This is a genomic window from Pseudonocardia sp. T1-2H, from assembly GCF_038039215.1.
Classification (GTDB): Bacteria; Actinomycetota; Actinomycetes; order Mycobacteriales; family Pseudonocardiaceae; genus Pseudonocardia.
Genome location: NZ_JBBPCL010000001.1, coordinates 2,015,266 through 2,031,215 on the forward strand (window position 1 = coordinate 2,015,266; position 15,950 = coordinate 2,031,215).

The 15,950-nt window shown below is 74.3% G+C and carries 14 protein-coding genes; 6 read left to right on the plus strand and 8 right to left on the minus strand.

The genetic code is table 11. The features are described from left to right. The first annotated feature begins 38 nt into the window (after positions 1-38). Entirely contained in the window at positions 39-839 is an 801-nt protein-coding gene (locus tag WBK50_RS10100; protein WP_341335339.1) for an MSMEG_0567/Sll0786 family nitrogen starvation N-acetyltransferase, read from the plus strand. 9 nt (positions 840-848) lie between these two features. On the opposite strand, the gene WBK50_RS10105 is transcribed toward WBK50_RS10100, so the two are convergent. After that, positions 849-1,010: a hypothetical protein gene (locus tag WBK50_RS10105; protein ID WP_341335340.1), complete on the minus strand. Its 162-nt coding sequence runs from the start codon at positions 1,008-1,010 to the stop codon at positions 849-851. Positions 1,011-1,042: 32 nt separating this feature from the next. After that, a complete protein-coding gene (locus tag WBK50_RS10110; protein ID WP_341335341.1) occupies positions 1,043-4,057 on the minus strand; it encodes an ATP-binding protein in 3,015 nt (1,004 codons plus the stop codon). A 367-nt stretch (positions 4,058-4,424) separates the two neighbouring features. Here WBK50_RS10110 and WBK50_RS10115 point away from each other — a divergent pair, with 367 nt between their 5' ends. Genes WBK50_RS10115 through WBK50_RS10130 form a run of 4 tightly spaced genes read left to right on the plus strand, consistent with a single transcriptional unit; the run spans position 4,425 to position 7,928 of the window. After that, the gene (locus WBK50_RS10115; protein WP_341335342.1) at positions 4,425-5,204 is read left to right on the plus strand and encodes an amino acid kinase family protein; all 780 of its coding nucleotides are present in this window, start codon (positions 4,425-4,427) and stop codon (positions 5,202-5,204) included. Then, complete coding sequence (locus WBK50_RS10120; protein ID WP_341335343.1) at positions 5,201-5,569, plus strand: hypothetical protein; 369 nt, start codon at positions 5,201-5,203, stop codon at positions 5,567-5,569. The genes WBK50_RS10115 and WBK50_RS10120 overlap by 4 nt, the downstream gene beginning before the upstream one ends. After that, positions 5,461-6,744, plus strand: a complete 1,284-nt coding sequence (locus tag WBK50_RS10125; RefSeq protein WP_341335344.1) for a protein FdrA — start codon at positions 5,461-5,463, stop codon at positions 6,742-6,744. Before WBK50_RS10120 ends, WBK50_RS10125 begins: the two co-directional genes overlap by 109 nt. Then, the gene (locus tag WBK50_RS10130; protein WP_341335345.1) at positions 6,741-7,928 is read left to right on the plus strand and encodes an MSMEG_0565 family glycosyltransferase; all 1,188 of its coding nucleotides are present in this window, start codon (positions 6,741-6,743) and stop codon (positions 7,926-7,928) included. The genes WBK50_RS10125 and WBK50_RS10130 overlap by 4 nt, the downstream gene beginning before the upstream one ends. A 75-nt stretch (positions 7,929-8,003) precedes the next feature. Here WBK50_RS10130 and WBK50_RS10135 read toward each other — a convergent pair whose 3' ends face one another. From WBK50_RS10135 to WBK50_RS10160, 6 genes are all read right to left on the minus strand, one after another. Beyond that, a complete protein-coding gene (locus WBK50_RS10135; RefSeq protein ID WP_341335346.1) occupies positions 8,004-8,390 on the minus strand; it encodes a nitrile hydratase accessory protein in 387 nt (128 codons plus the stop codon). Beyond that, positions 8,387-8,998 (minus strand): nitrile hydratase subunit alpha, encoded by a 612-nt coding sequence (nthA, locus tag WBK50_RS10140; protein WP_341335347.1) that lies wholly within the window; start codon positions 8,996-8,998, stop codon positions 8,387-8,389. The genes WBK50_RS10135 and nthA overlap by 4 nt, the downstream gene beginning before the upstream one ends. Next, on the minus strand, positions 8,995-9,672 hold the full coding sequence (nthB, locus tag WBK50_RS10145; protein WP_341335348.1) for a nitrile hydratase subunit beta: 678 nt from the start codon (positions 9,670-9,672) through the stop codon (positions 8,995-8,997). Before nthB ends, nthA begins: the two co-directional genes overlap by 4 nt. Positions 9,673-9,678: 6 nt before the next feature. Beyond that, complete coding sequence (locus WBK50_RS10150; protein ID WP_341335349.1) at positions 9,679-10,392, minus strand: oxamate carbamoyltransferase subunit AllH family protein; 714 nt, start codon at positions 10,390-10,392, stop codon at positions 9,679-9,681. A 27-nt stretch (positions 10,393-10,419) separates the two neighbouring features. Then, the gene (locus WBK50_RS10155) at positions 10,420-11,838 is read right to left on the minus strand and encodes a DUF1116 domain-containing protein (protein ID WP_341335350.1); all 1,419 of its coding nucleotides are present in this window, start codon (positions 11,836-11,838) and stop codon (positions 10,420-10,422) included. 148 nt (positions 11,839-11,986) lie between these two features. Continuing rightward, a complete protein-coding gene (locus tag WBK50_RS10160; protein ID WP_341335351.1) occupies positions 11,987-12,736 on the minus strand; it encodes an alpha/beta fold hydrolase in 750 nt (249 codons plus the stop codon). 162 nt (positions 12,737-12,898) lie between these two features. Here WBK50_RS10160 and WBK50_RS10165 point away from each other — a divergent pair, with 162 nt between their 5' ends. Continuing rightward, entirely contained in the window at positions 12,899-15,949 is a 3,051-nt protein-coding gene (locus tag WBK50_RS10165; protein ID WP_341335352.1) for a BTAD domain-containing putative transcriptional regulator, read from the plus strand. The last annotated feature ends 1 nt before the right edge of the window (position 15,950 follow it).

Sequence of the window (15,950 nt, forward strand, 5' to 3'; positions counted from 1 at the left end):
CGCTCCGTCTCCCGCACCACTCCGACCGAGGAGTCCCGATGGAGCTCACCGCCGAGACCCGGACCCCGGACCCCGGGCTGCCGCGCCCCGGGGTGCCGCGCTGGCGTGGCGCCGCAGAGTCGCTCTTCCCTGCCCTGGTGTGTGATCCCGAGGGCTACACCGACGCCGTACGGGTGATCGGCGAGCTGACCGCCGCCCTGCGCTCCTCGGCCGCGGGGCGGACCGCGCTCGCCCTGGCCGTCGCCGAACCGGCCGAGTTCCTCGCGGCGCACGGGATCGAGGGTTCCCGCTCGGTCCCGGCCGCCCTGCTCGTGGGGGTGGCCTGCGAGATCCGCGAGCGGGAGCTGCCGCCGGAACCGGTGGAGCGCACGACGGCGCCGGACGGCTGCCGGATCGTCCCGGACGGCCCGGGCCGCGCGGCGCACCACGCCGTCCGGAGCCGGGTCTTCGTCCAGGAGCAGGCCGTGTTCGACGGCTCCGACGTGGACCCTCGCGACACCGCCGCGGACACCCTGCACGTGCTGTGCACCGTCGGCGGCGACCAGGCCGGCTGCGTCCGGCTCTACCCACTCGACGGACCCGGCGACCGGCCGGGGGACTGGCAGGGCGACCGGCTCGCCGTGCTCGCGGAGCACCGCACCGGCCACGTCGGCGCCGAGCTCGTCCGCTTCGCCGTCGCGACGGCCGGCGCGCGAGGGGGGAGTCGCATGATCGCCTACGTCCAGCCCGTGAACGAGCGCTTCTTCCGCAGGCTCGGCTGGAGCGTCGTCCAGGAGTCCGTCTCCTACGTCGGGCGCCCGCACGTGCTGATGGACATCCCGCTCACCGCCGGGGCCTGAGCCGCCGGCTCAGTGGCCCGAGCCGAGCCGGACGGCCAGCCGTCCGTTCGCGACGAACCCCTCCCGGATCTCGGCGGGCAGGGACGCCGCCATCCGGTTCAGGGCCCGGCGCCGGTCGGCGTGCGTCCCCACCTGCGCCACCACGAGGTCCGACCCGATCGACGCCGCCATCCGGGCTGCGTCCTCGGGACGCCCGAGGTGGCTCAACGCCAGGGCCTGGTATTTCGGGGAGGAGAACCGGCGCGCCTCGTCCAGCAGTGCCTCCGCCACGTCCGGCTCCCAGCGTGCCCGCATCTCCAGCAGCCGCATCGCGGCCCGCGGCCGGAAGGGCAGCGACCCGTCCAGCATCGGGACGGCCTCCGCGACGGCCGCCGCCGCGTCGTCCGGGCGGCCCAGCATGAGGTCGCAGTCCGCCAGCGCGAGCTGGGCGTGCAGCTCCTGCTCCAGCTCGAGGGCTCCACCGCCCTTGCGGGCCAGCTCCACGCCCCGCTCCGCGTGCTCCCGGGCCCGGTGCACCTGGCCGAGCCCTGCCACAGCCAGGACGTCGTGGTCTCGATCCCGGCGCGGTAGAACTCGATCTTCTCCGCATCGATCAGCCGGCGAGCGGCGTCGAGAGCGCGCAACGCCCCGGCGAGGTCCCCGGAGTCCCCGCGGGCGAGGGCGGTGAAGAACAGGGTCTGCAGCAGCGGGCGGAACTCGGCGGTGCGCCGGCACAGCACCACCGCCCGGGCGAGCAGGCTGCGGGCCTCCGCGAACCGGTCCTGGTGCTGCAGCAGCGCGCCGCGGTAGGCGAGGGCGAGTGCCGTCGTCGTGTCCCCGGGATCGGTGGACAGGACGCGTTCGTAGGCGCGGCCCGCGCCCGCGTAGTCCCCGTCCCAGTGCCGGACCCGGCCCAGCAGCAGGGTGGCGGTGGGCAGCGCACCGGGCGCGGCGGCGGCGGACTCGGCGAGCTCGGTGGCCTGCTCGGCGAAATCCACGGCGACGAGCGCGTCGCGCGCGTAGAGCGCGGTCCAGCCCAGTTGCTCCAGGGCCCGCGCCTCGAGTTCGAAGTCCCCGACGTCCCGGGCGAGGGCGAGCGTCGCCTCGTGGTCCGCCCGGGCCTCGTCGTAGCGGCCCAGGTCCGACAGCGCCTGGCCGCGGCGCAACAGCGCGGTGGCGGTCTGGTGCTCGTCCCGGCCGGCCCGGGCCGCCTCGACGGCGAGGCCGAGCACGTGCACGGCGTCCGTGTGCGCGAACGCGAGATGGGCGGCGTCGGCGGCGGCCAGCCAGGCCGCCGCCGCGCCGCGCATGTCTCCCGCGGACACGAGATGTCGGGCGGCCGCCTCCGGCCGTCCCTCCCAGAGCGCGGCGATCCGGCGGTGTCTGCTGATCCGCACCGGCTCCGGGACGGCCTCGTAGGCGACCTGGCGGACGATGTCGTTCGCGAAGCGGAAGTACTCCCCCTGCGCGCAGAGCAGCCCCGCCCGCAGCGCCCGGCTGGCGCCTTCCGCGGCCTCCTCCACCCCGATCCCGCTCAGCGCGGACACGTCCTCCAGGGCGAACGTGGTCCCGAGGACGGCGCCGTGGCCCAGCAGGAGCGAGACCTCCGGACCGGCGTGCGCGATCCGCTCGGCGACGGCCTCGCGCAGCGACGGCGGGACCGTGGGGTGCTCGCCCCCACTGCCCAGCTCCGGATGCCGGAGCAGTTCGGTCAGGAAGAGCGGGGACCCTCCCGTCCAGGTGTACAGCTGTTCCGGGTCCTGGCCGGTACCGGCCCGGTCGACGAGCTCGGCCACGGAGTCCGGACCCAGGGGACCGAGCGCGAGCCAGTCGACGCTGTCCCGCAGCGGCGCGGTGACCAGCGGATCCTCGGAACTGCGCTCGGTCAGCAGCACCATGATCCGGCTGCCCTGCCAGTGGCCGGCGAGCAGGTGCAGGCCCTCGATCGTCTGCTGGCCGGCGTGCTCGAGGTCCTCGATCACCAACAGCAGCGGGCGGCGGGCGCTCAGCCGGACCAGGAAACCGCCGAGCGCGTCGAGGCTGCGCCGGTGCTCGAGCTCCGGGCCGGCCGGTTCGTACGCGACCGGGCCGACGACGTCCGCCAGTTCCGGCAGCAGCGCGGTGAGCGTGCCGAGCCGGGTGCCGGCCAGCTCGCGGACGTCCGTCGCCGTGAGCCGGTTGACGACCGAACGGACGGCCTCGACGAGCGGCTGCAGGTACAGCGTGCGCTCGGCTTCGAAGCAACCCACCCGCACGACGAGCCCCCCGGTCCGGCGCGGTTCGGCGGCGAACGCGTCGACGAGGGTGGTCCGGCCCATACCGATCTCGCCGATGATCACGGTCATCGAGGGCGTGCCCCCGGCTGCGGCGGCCCACCGGGCGCGCAGGGTCGCGAGCTCCGCGTCCCGGCCGACCAGCGGTGCGTCCGGAGCCGTTCCGCACTCGGTCTCCGCGGTGGTGACGGCCTCGCTGGGCAGCCGATCCGCGGCCGGCGCTGCGGTCTCCGCGCGCATCACGGACAGGAACACGGACTGGGTGCGGGGCGACGGGTCGCTGCCGAGATGCTCGGCGAGCGCCGTCCTCAGCGTCCGGTAGACCACGAGCGCCGCCCCGGACCGGCCCGCGCGCTGGTGACCGAGCATCGCGAGCCGGCAGGCCTCCTCGTCGAGCGGATCGTCCCGCAGCGCCGCGGCGGCGACCTCGGCGGCGATGTCGTCCGCGCGCAGCTCCAGCGCGGCCGAGCTCCAGCAGATCCGCGCGCGGCGCAGATACCGGTCGACGGAGTCCCGCAGGCTCCGGACCCAGGTGTCGTCGCGCTCGCCGGCGAGCGGGGTGTCCGCGTCCAGCAGCTTCGTGGCCTGCTCGGCCCCGGCGCACGCGATGCCGTAGTGGCCGTGGGCGAGCTCGAACTCGGCGGTCTCGAGGAGCTCGATCGCCTCCCGCACGTCGACGTCGACGAGTTCGGGAACCAGGCGGTAACCCGCGGACGATCCGTCGATGGCGTCGCGGCCCAGAGCCCTGCGCAACCGGCTGACGAGCGCGGCCACGTTCCGGGCGGCGTGCTCGGGCGGATCGACCTCCCAGAGGGCGTCCACCAGCGCACCGGTGGGGACGAACTCTCCGCACCGTTCCGCGAGCACGGCGAGGGCACGCTGCGCCTTGCCCGGTGGCACCGGGGCGAGCAGGGGGCCCTCCACGTCGAGGGGGCCGAGCAGACGTACCCGCAGGGCCGTTCTCACCTGCCGGACTCTAGCCGGTCGGGGGGCCCCGGTGAGGTGGTCCCGGCACTGTCGTCGACGTCCACGGGTATCTACTATAGTTAATTCTTGTGTCGCATCATCAATTTCCCCGGAGGTAGGCCTGTGAGCAGGACCGCCGTCATCGCCCTCGGTGGCAACGCACTCATCCGCAACGGCCAGGCCGGGACCCACCTGGAGCAGATGTCGAACGCCCGCGCCATGGCGGCCGCCGTCTGCCGGCTGCGGGATGCGGGCTGGGGCGTCGTGCTCGTCCACGGGAACGGCCCCCAGGTCGGGAACCTCGCGATCCAGCAGGAGGAGGGGGCGGGCCGGGTGCCCGAGCTTCCCGTTGTTCTGGCTCAACGCGATGACCGAGGGCCAGCTCGGCTGCCTGCTGGTCCTGGCGATGCACGAGGCGGGCCGGGGCCGGCTGCCGGCGGTCGTGTCCGTCGTGACGCACGTCGTGGTGGATCGCGCCGACCCTGCGTTCACCGATCCCTGCAAGCCGATCGGACCCTTCCTCGAGGAGTCGGTGGCGCGACAGCTCGCCGACGAGCGCGGCTGGCACGTCGGTGAGGACTCCGGCCGCGGGTTCCGGCGTCTCGTGCCGTCCCCGGAACCCGGCCGGATCGTCGAGCTGGAGTCGATCCGCTCGCTCGTCGACGGCGGCGCGATCGTGATCGCCGCCGGGGGCGGCGGGGTGCCCGTGGTGGAGGACGGCCCGGCGCTGTGCGGGGTCGACGCCGTGATCGACAAGGATCTCGCCGCCCAGCGGCTCGCGACGTCGCTCGGCGCGGACGCACTCGTCCTGGTCACCGACATCGCCCAGGTCATGGTCGACTACGGCACCCCGTCGGCGCGGCCGCTCGGCGACGTCACCGCGGACGAGGTGCAGGCCTACGCGGACGACGGCCAGTTCCCCGCGGGGAGCATGGGGCCGAAGGTCCGCTCGGCGGTCCGGTTCGTCCGCGACGGCGGCTCCACCGCCGTGATCACGGACGTCGAACGGATGGTGACGTCCCTCGCGGGCGGCACTGCGCCGGCGGGGACCCGGATCCGGCGCTCGCCGGCCGCGCCGTGCGAAGCAGGTGTCTCGTCGTCGCCGCGGCAGTCCGCGGCCGTGAACCGGTCAGGAGCCGTCTCGTGATCCACTCCCTTCGCCTGTATCCCGACACCTACGTCGACTCCGTCGTCCAGCTCTCCGGGACCCGGGCGCTGCGGGCCTCGGACGGCGTGGACTGGGCGGCCGCGGCGATGGCGACGCCGGCCAACCTCGAGGAGCTGGGGGCCCAGGGCTTCGATCTCGCCGACGCCGGCGGGGCGGGTCCGAACGACCTTTTCATCGCGGTGCGGGCGGAGTCCGAGGACGCTGCGGACGCCGCGCGCGCGGCGGGGAGACGGCGATGTTCAGCGCCCGCAGCGGCGGGGCCGGCGGCGAGGACGCCCGCGAGCGCCCGCCGCGCACCCTCGGCGAGGCCGTCGCCAGGCAGCCGGGGTCGAACGTCGCCGTGATCTCGGTCCCCGGCGACCATGCCGGCCTCGAGGCGCACAAAGCACTGAGCGCCGGTCTGGACGTCCTGCTGTTCAGCGACAACGTGTCGGTGGAGACCGAGATCGAGCTGAAGGACCGGGCGAACCGGCTGGGCCGGCTGGTGATGGGCCCGGGTGCCGGGACGGCGATGCTGGGGTACACCTGCCTGGGCTTCGCGAACGTCGTCGGGCGCGGGCGGGTCGCGGTAGTCGCGGCGGCGGGTACCGGGGCCCAGGAGGCGGCTGCGCTGCTCGACCGGTGGGGTGTCGGCGTCTCGCACGTGATCGGGCTCGGCGGGCGCGACCTGACCGCCGCCGTCGGCGGCCGGATGGCCCGCTCCGCGGTACGCGGGCTCGTCGAGGACGCCGACACGGACGTGATCCTGCTGGTCTCCAAGCCACCGGACGCGGAGGTGGCCCACGCGGTCGTCGAGGCGGCCGCCGGCAAGCCGCTGGTCGCCGCGCTGATAGGGGTGGCGGAGGACTTCGCGGCGCCGGACGGGGTCGTGGTGACGCGGACCCTGGAGGCCGGGGCGGTGGCCGCCGTCGCCGCGATGGGGAAGCAGGCGCCGGACCCGGCCGCGGGCCTCGCAGCCCTGGTGCGCGATGCAGCCGAATCCCTGGGGCCGGAGCGCACGCTCGTCCGCGGCCTCTTCTCCGGCGGGACGCTCTGCTACGAGTCGCTGGTCGTGCTTGCGGACGTGCTCGGCCCGGTGTACTCCAACACCCCGCTCCGCTCCGGGCTCGGCCTGCCCGCGCCCGACGGCGCGCACACCTGCCTGGACCTGGGGGAGGAGGAGTACACGAAGGGCCGGCCCCACCCGATGATCGACGCCGAGGCGCGGATCGAGCTGCTCCGCGAGCAGGCCGCGGACCCGTCGGTCGCCGTGATCGTCCTCGACGTCGTCCTGGGCCACGGGGCTCACGCGGACCCGGCCTCCGAGCTGGCCCCGGTCTGCGCCGCGATCACCGGAGCCGGCGGTCCGGCGGTGGTGGTCTACGTCCTCGGGACCGACGGGGATCCGCAGGGATACGAGCGGCAGCGGCGCGCCTTCGCCGACGCGGGCTGCGTCGTCACCGAGACGGCGGCGCGGGCGTCGTTGGCCGCGGCGGCGATCGCGCTGCGGAAGCCCGAGCTGACCTCGGTGGCGCTGTGACTCCCGATTCCGCGCGGGTCGTCCTGGTGACGCACTCGACGAAGCCGCGCGGCGGGTTCGTGCACACCCTCGGCCTGGCCGAGGCGCTGCACCGGCAGGGACATCCGGTACACCTCGTCGCGCTCGGGGACCCGTCGGCGGGGTTGTTCCGGCCGACGGACGTGCCGCACACCGTCCTCCCGGGGCCGACGAAGACCGGCACCACGCTCGACGAGCGGGTCTTCGCCGCGATCGACACCCTCCACGCCGGGCTGGCGGACCTGCCCGGCCGGGTCGACGTGCTGCACGCGCAGGACTGCATCGCCGCCCGCGCGGCGGCCCGGGTCCGCGACGCGGGCCGCCCGGTGACGGTGGTGCGCACCGTCCACCACGTCGACGACTTCACGACGCGCGCACTCGTCGACTGCCAGCGTGCCGCGATCCGGGAACCGGACGTCGTGCTGGTGGTGAGCGAGCAGTGGCGAGGGATCCTGCGCGACGAGTACGGCCGCACCGCCGAGGTGGTCCCCAACGGGGTCGACCTCAGCCGGTTCCCCGCCCCCGCCGAAGCGGCGCGGCTGGCGCTGCGGGAGCGGATCGGGGCCGGTCCGGACGCTGCACGCGGACGGTTCGTGCTGCTCGCCGTCGGCGGGATCGAGCCGCGGAAGGGCACGCTGCACGCCTTCCGGGCGTTGGGCAGGCTCAAGGCCGAGGGGCTCGACCCGGTGCTCGCGATCGTCGGCGGGCACTCCTTCCAGGACTACACCGCCTACCGGGACGCGGCGCTGGCCGCGCTGCCGGGCCTGGGTCTGACCCTGGGCGAGGACGTCGTCCAGCTCGGCACGGTGAGCGACGCCGAGCTGGCCGGCTGGTACCACGCCGCGGACGCGCTGTCGTTCCCCTCGGTGAAGGAGGGCTGGGGCCTCGTCGTGCTGGAGGCGCTCGCCGCAGGCCTGCCCGTCGTGGCCTCGGACCTCCCGGTGTTCCGGGAGTACCTGACGGACGGGCGGAGCGCGCTGCTCCCGGCGGTGGCCGACGAGGTGGCCCTGGCGGCCGCGATGCGCCGGATGATCACAGACGAGCCGTTGCGTGCGCGGCTGGTGGCGGGCGGCCGCGAGATCCTGCCGCGCTACACGTGGGAGGCCAGCGCCGCCCGGCACCAGGCGGTCTACGCGGGAGTGCGGCGAACGGCGCCGGTCCGCTGAATCCCCAGAAGACGTCATGAACAACGGGGAAGGCCGCCGGTGGGAGCCCGCCGGCGGCCTTCTCGTCGAGGCGGATCAGTGGCCGTGGCCGTGCCCGTGCCCCGTCCGGTCGTCGTGGTCCGCGTGGTCGTACCCCGCGGGCCGCTCGGCCAGCGCGCCGGCGCGGGCGGCGACCTCACCCTCCGCCACGGTGCCGTCCGCGGTCAGGACGTCCTCCAGGGCGGCGAGCCACTGCGTGTAGTAGCTCCAGCACTCGCCCTCCGGATGGCCCTGCTCCCAGGCTGCGATGCGCCGGATCAGTGCTGCCTGGAACTTCTCCCAGGCGAACGCGCCCGCGGCGTGCAGGGTGACGGCCATGCCGAAGGCGCGGCCCTCCCACGGCTCCGCGAAGACGAGCTCGCCGTTGGACCGGGGCGGGGCGGCAGGGCCGTCGACCGCCAGTGGGGCCGGCGTGTCCGTCATGCCGGACCCTGCACCTTCGCCACCCCCACCAGCGCATCCCGGGTGATCAGCGGGATCAGCTCCTCCTCGGTCAGGTCCTCGGTGCCCGCCGGACGCTCCGGGAGGACCAGCCAGCGGACCTCGCTGCTGGAGTCCCGGACGATGATCTCGACGTCGTCCGCCAGGTCGAGACCCATCTCGGAGAGGACGGTGCGCGGCTCGCGCACGACCCTGGCCCGGTAGGCCGGGTCCTTGTACCAGGACGGCGGCAGCCCCAGGACCGGCCACGGGTAGCACGAGCACAGGGTGCAGACCGTGACGTTGTGGACGGTGGGCGTGTTCTCGACGACCACGATGTGCTCGCCCTGCGGGCCGGCGAACCCGAGCTCCTCGATGGCGCTCGTGCCCTCCTTGAGCAGGCGCTGCCGGTACTCGGGATCGGTCCACGCCTTGGCGACGACCTTCGCGCCGTTGAGCGGGCCCACGTTCGTCTCGTAGTTGGCGATGAACTTGTCCATGACGGACGGGTCCACCAGTCCCCGCTCGGTGAGCAGCTGCTCGAGTGCCTCGGTGCGCAGCGAGGGCGACGGGCGCGGGGCGGACTCGGCTTCAGATCCGGAGGTGGTCACGGGGCGGGCTCCAGGTAGCTCTCGAACAGTTCGATGGTCAGGCCGAAGGTCTCGGCGTCCGCGCCCCACAGCTCATGGGAGTCGAAGCGCACCGAGTAGACGTGCTGAGGGTTCTCACCCAGGAAGTGGGCATGGGTGTCCGGCAGCAGGTGTGCCGGCTGGATGATCTCGACGATCCCGGTGTGGCCCCGCACGTAACGGGGCAGCTTGGTGTGCCCGGCGGGCGAGATGTCCTTGGCGCGGACGACGTCCCCGACGGCGAACGCGGGCGCCTCCTCGACGGTGCGCAGCGAGCCCGCCGCGGTGGGGGCGTAGTCCGGCTTCGCCGCCTCGGGGATCTCGGGCTCGGTCACGTCGTCGCCCCGCAGGCGTCGCGCGCGGGCGTCCACGGCGCCCGGGGCCAGGATCGCGCTGTCGGTCAGCATCAGTTCGGCGGCGTTGAGCCAGCGGCCGTAGTAGCCGTCGTCAAAGTAGGCGGGCCGGTCGAGTCGTTCGAGCGCGTGCCGGAACGCGTCGAGGTTCCGGCCGGACACCCGCCCCATGGTGAGCAGGGTCAGGGCGAACGCGCGCCCCTCCCACGACTCGGCGAACACGGGCTCGTCCGGCGTCGGTCGACTCACCGGCCCCCAGCCGTCCTCGCCGCCCAGATCGGCGATCCCGTCCACGCCCACCACCTCCGTTTATGATAGGAGACGATCGTATCCGATAGTACTAAGAGCGCGCGAGAGGCCGTCCGCTCCCGCAGACGCCGCGAGGCGCAGGCCGGCGAGCAGCGCGGCGCCCGAGCTGCTGCCGACGGCGGTCAGCCGGGATGCCGCACCGGGGTCCCGTCGGGTTCCGGCGAGGTCGCCGAGAACATCGTGCGCCGGCCCGATGCACTGCCCCCGTGCGGCCCAGAGCAGGAAGGCCGAGGCGATCGAGTTGGTGGGCACCGAGTGCGCGAGCGCGACGAGCTCCGCCTCGACGGCGGGACCGCCGCCCGCTCGCGCGACGAGGATCAGGCCCGCCAGGAGGTCGTCGCCCTCCGGGGTCAGGCCGGGGCCCCGGCCCCCGAGCACGGGCACGACCGCGGCGATCTCACGCGGCGTGGAGACCTCGCCCAGCGCGGCGGGCGGTGGAAGCCGCCCGGTCCAGCCGGGTGCCGTCAGGCCCAGCGCCCAGGTCTCGCCCCGGAGTACCCGGCCGTCGGCACGGACGGGGTGACCGCACCGGGCCGGTGGAAGGACGGTGCAACGGAGGTGGAGCGGCCCGGGCGGGGCCGCACACGACGTCACGGCGCACAGACCGGCCGGGAACTCCAGGTAGAGCGCCTTCCGGTGCACACCCACGACCCGCCCGACGCCCGGGGCGGCCAACACCTGCCGGGCGCCGAGGCCGACGTCCACTGTGCGCACCGGCCCGGCTCCCTGGATCCCGGCGGCTCAGCGGGCCGACGGGCCGATCCGCCCGGCGAGGGCCACGAGGGCGTCGGTGAAGCACTCCAGGGGCGCGGTCGCCACGCCGGCGCCCACCTGCCCGGTGCCCGCGTCGACGTGCAGGATCCCGGTCGTCACCTTCGGGGTGATGCCGAGCTCCACGACCTTCCGGACGTCGACTCCCAACGGCGTGCCCGCGAACCCCATGGGCGGCAGCGTGAACCGGCTGCTCGTCCCGGCGCAGATCGCGCGGAAACCCTCGGTCGCGGCGGCGGCGTCGGCCATCGTCCCGCCGAGGAATGCGGCGACGGCCGCGGAGCCGCCCGCGGCCGGTCCGCCCATCCCGGTCAGCTCCAGCACCGCGCTGTCGCCGATGTCGCGCGCACTGGTCTCCGGTCCGAAGCCGGAGTAGTAGAGCGCCTCGCCGATCGGCGGCGCCTCGGTGAGATGCCAGTCCGGCGCGCCGGCCAGCTTGATCCCGAACGTGGTGCCGTTGCGGGACATCGTGGTGACGATGCTCGAGCCCTCGACCTGCTCGGCGTGCAGCTGCAGGGACTTCGCCGCCGCCATCGCCAGGTTGAGGAAGAAGAGGTGGTTGCCCGCGAGGTACTGCGCGAACGGGACCCGGGCGGCGTCGGGCAGGGCGGCGATGTGCGGCAGCCAGGTGCGGGCCAGCAGGTTCGTGGCGGCCTGCGTGCGCATGTGCAGGTCGTCGCCCATGGTGATGCCCTGCGCGGCGATCGCCAGGAGGTCGAGCGGGCCGGTGGCGTCCAGGATCGACGCGACGGCCGGGCCCGCGGTGTCCGCGAGGAAGCGGAGCCGGGCGATCGCGGCGTCGGTGTCCCGGCCGAACCAGGCCACCTCGCCGGGCCCCTGGTTGAGCGAGGAGTAGGCGCGGGTGCCGCCCTCGGCGTTCTCCACGACGATCACGGGCTGGGAGGGCCCCACCGCGCTGGCCATCGGTACCACGGTGTCATGGTGGTTGGCCGCATCCAGCCGAACCTCACCGGAGCGTAGGAGCCGCTCGGCGGCCGCGACGTCCGCGGCCCATCCTTCGGCGACGACCGCTGCGCGCATCGAGCGCTGCAGCGGGTCGCACACCTCGGGGTAGGGCAGCGGCGGCCCGCAGTGCAGGATCGTGCGGCCCTCGTACCCGGGGACCGCCTCGCCGACGGTCGACACCCCGACGAGCCGGGGCACCCCCTCGTCGAGCCGCCGCACCACCTCCGCATTGGCCTCGTCGATCCCGGCGGCGGCGTCGGCGTGGAGGATCGTCAGGGCCCGGATCGCGGCCGGGTCGCCGTTCGCGGGGATCCGCCAGTCGACCTGCTGCACGGGGCGGCCCTGCGTTCGCACGGCGTCGGCGAACATGGGGAGGCCGACGTTGACGACCTCCACCGTCTCCGGCAGGACCAGTCCGGGCATTCCGTCGACCTCCGATGTTTCGGATAATGGATGTGCGAACACTATCCGATACGGCGGTCCGCGTCACGCCCGGCGCGGCGCAGCGCCTGGCCGCGGAGCCGGATGACGGCCTGGGCCGAGATCGCCGCGTACGTGCTCGACGTGATCGTCAGGGACGCGTCGGCATGGGCGAGTGTTCGATGATGAACGGCTCCAACAGCGCGTTCAGCTCTGCGGGCCGTTCCAACCACGAGAGGTGCCCGGCGTCGACGATCGTCTCCAGCCGGGCGCCGGGGATCGCCGCGGCCACGTCCCGGTTGTACCAGGGCAGCGTGATGAGGTCCTGGTCCCCGTGCACGACCAGGGTCGGGCAGGTCAGGGTGCCGAGCCGGTCGCGGGTCTCGTGGGCGAGGTCGGCCCGGAAGTGCGCGGCGGTCCCCTCGGGGTTCCGCGAGGTGTGCTCGGCGAGCAGCGCCTCCACCCGTGCCTGCAGGTCGGGTTCCCGGTCGACGACGGCCGGGGCCGACATCCAGAACGCGAACTGGGCGAAGACGTCCAGAGGTCCCTTCTCCAGCGCGTAGAGACGGGACTCGAAGTGCCGCCGGATGTGGTGCTCCCGGGCCGTCGAGGACCAGGTGGCGACGAGGCCGAGGGCGCGGACCAGGTCAGGTCGGGCGAGCGCGAGTTCCTGCGCCACCGCGGATCCGAGGCTGAGCCCCACGACCACAGCCGGACCGACGTCCGCGGCGTCCATCCACCCTGCGACGTCCGCGGCGAGGTCGGCCACGGTCAGCCCGTCGAGCGGGCCGGTGCTGCCCGCGCCACGGAGGTCGACGGTCAGACAGCGGTGGCGGTCGGCGAAATGCGCGGTCTGCGGCGCCCAGCTGGTCCCGTGCAGGCCGGTCCCGGGGATCCACACGACGGCGGGGCCACTTCCGCTTTCCTCGTGGTGAACAGATACTGCGCCAACCGTCGTGCTGGGCACGTGCGCCTCCGTCGTCTCGGGGAGGTGAAACGTAACCCGGTCGACGCACGCCGACGGCAGACTGCGTGAACGGTGGCGAAACGAGGGGAGCGGCGGGTGACCGAGAGGGCGGCGAACCCTGACTGGATCATTCAGCGCAAGATCACCCCACCCCCTCTCGACGGCACGGTGACGCGCAGGCCGCGCGTCGAGGCGTTGCTCGCCCGGCTCGTCGAGCAGCACCGCACCGTCTTCGTGTACGCCTCGGCCGGGGCCGGGAAGACCACCGCCGTGCTGCAGACCGCCGAGCGTCTGGACCGCCCGCTGGTGTGGCTGGACCTCGACACCACGGACGTCGCGACCGGTCGGCTCCTCGTCTACCTGGAAGCCGCGCTCGCCCGGCAGGTCCCCGGGGTGCGCGGCGTGGCCGGTGGCGCGCTGGCCGCGAACCTCGCGCATCCGGAGGTGGCGGGGCTGCTCGCCGAGGCGGTGGAGGGCAGCGACGTCCTCGTGGTCCTCGACGACGCCGAGCGGCTCGCGGAGTCCCCGGCGGCGCTGGGCGTGGTGGGTTCCTTCGCTCGGTACCTGCCCGCATCCGCCCGGCTGGTGCTGCTCAGCAGGGTCGAGCTGTCGTTCGGCACCGGTTTCGGGTTCGGCCCGTGGGCGGCCGCGGTCGGGGAGGAGGATCTGGCGCTCACCGTGCAGGAGGCCACCGACGCGCTCGCCCGCACCGGGCGTCCGGACGTCGATCCGGTCGAGGCGCTGATCGAGACCGGTGGGTGGCTCACGGGTGTCCTCTTCGAGGCCTGGCGCTCGACGGACCACGTGATCGGGCTCGGCGGCGAGGCCGATCCGCTGCACGGCTACCTCGCGACCCAGATCCTCGACCAGCTCGGCGAGGCGGACCGGGACTTCCTCGTCACGACCGCCGTGCTGCAGGAGGTGACCGCGCCAGCGGCCGAAGCGCTGGGACTGTCCGCGGCGTCTTCACGCATGCACTCGTTGCGGGGAATGCGGTTGCCGGTGAGCTGGGACGGCGGCGGTATCCGGATGCGCTGCCATCCCCGGTTCCGGGAGTTCCTGCTGCGCAGGCTCTCCCGGCGGGGGGACGCGGAGGTACGCCGGCTCCGGCAGGTGCACGCGAGGCTGCAGCTCGCCGCCGGGCACGACGAGGAGGCCGTCGAGGAGTTCCTCGCCGCCGAGTGCCTCGACGAGGCGATGAGCGTCGTGCAGCCCGTGCTCGAGCGCGTCATCGAGCGGACGGACTTCGCGATGGCCGAGCGCTGGTTGGCCCGCCTGGCGCCGGTCCGCCGCGAACACCACGTGGAGCTGGCGGGGGCGGAGCTGATGCTGGCGGTGGTCCGTGAGGACTTCGCCGCCGGCGTGCGGCTCGCGGACCGGCTGCACGACGCGGGCCACCGCGACGAGCTGGCCAAGACCTCGGGACGCGCCGCAGGCCTGATGGCCTGGTGCTACCTGCACGCCGGCCGCCCGGCGGACATGCAGGCCGTGGTGGACTCCGGCCTCCCGGGACCGGACCTCGACGCCGCTCGCTACGCGATGCTGCTGGTGGACACCGGACGGAGCGCCGCCGACGACGTGGACCCCGCGCTCGGCGCCCTCACCGGGGGACCGATGGACGCCCTCGTCATGCGCGCGCACTTCGATCTCGGCCGGCTCGGCGAGATGACCACGCGGCCGTCCTCGCCCTGGGCTGTGCGGGCCGCCGAATCCTGGATGGTCAGCGGGCTGCTCGCGACCGGGCGCACCGCCGAGGCGTTCGAGCTGTACCACCGGCTGGTCGACGGCGACGGGGCCGAGCACAGCGTCTGGCTGCAGGCGCTGGTCGGGCCGCGGCTGATGAGCGAGATCGGCGAGCCCGACGCGGCATGGCGGTTGCTGCGCGAGGGGCGGGTGCAGATCGCCGCCACGGGCTCCGCGCTGTTCGACGTCTACAGCAGGCTCATCGAGGCGGAGTTCGAGGTGCGCCTCCGCAAGGACACGACGGCCGCACGCCGCGCGCTCCGCTCCGTCGCCGCGCATCCACTGGCCCGGGCCTACGCGCTGGTGGCGGAGAACCTCGCGATGCTCGACGGCCTGGTCCACCTGACCGAGGGAGACTCCGCCGGCGCGGTCGCACGACTCCGGCGTGCGGTGACCGGGATGCGCCAAGGAGGTCGGCTGCTCCACTTGCCGTCCGCCGCGGTCTACCTGTCGGAAGCCGAGTGGCGCAACGGCGACGAGGACGCCGCCGACGCCGCCGCCGATCTCGCGCTGGAGGCGGCGCGGGGCCAGGGCTCGCCCCACTTCCTGCTCCAGGCGCTCGGCGAGTTCCCCGACGTGCTGGCGCGGCGCCTCGACCTGGAGGTCACCGCCGACTCACCCTGGCACGAGCTCGGTCGCTCGCTGATCAGCAGGGTCGGGGGGCTGGGCGACGTGATCGGTGCCGCGGTGCACGTCACCGAGTTCGGTCGGACCGCCGTCACCCTCAACGGTCAGGAGGCGAAGCCGCGGCTGGCCAAGAGCGTCGAGCTGCTGGCGTTCCTCGCCAACCGTCCCGAGCGGGACCACGTCACGCGGCCCCAGCTGCTCGACGCCCTTTTCGATGGCCGCCGGGACGACTCCGCGTCGTCGTACCTGCGGCAGGCGATCCTGCACCTGCGCAAGGCGGTGCCGGACGTGCTCGAGACCGAGGCCGGGCCCGGGCTGGTGCGGCTCGCGCCGAAGGTGCGCGTCACCAGCGATTCGAAGAGGGTGGTCGCGCTGCTCGGGCAGGCGACGTCGCTGCGGGGCGAGGACCGGCTCCGCCTGCTCCTCGACGCGCTGGAGATCGCCGACCGCGGCGAGTACCTGCCCGGGATCCGCTCGGCCTGGGCCGACGAGCGTCGCCTGCAGCTCGTGGAGATCCTGAAGGACGTCCGGTACGAGGCGGCGGAGGCCGCGTTCGCAACCGGGGCGCTGAGGCGCTCCGACGAGCTCCTGTCCGCTGTGCTGCGCGCCGATCCCGCCCGGGAGGCGGCCTGGCGGCTGCAGATGCGCCTCGCTCACGCCCGGGGCGACTCCGATCGGGTGCTCGCCGCCTACCGGTCCTGTGAACGGGCGTTGCGCGAGCTCGGCGCCGAGCCGTCGGCCACGACGTGTGCGCTGCTCAAAGACCTGCGACGGTGAC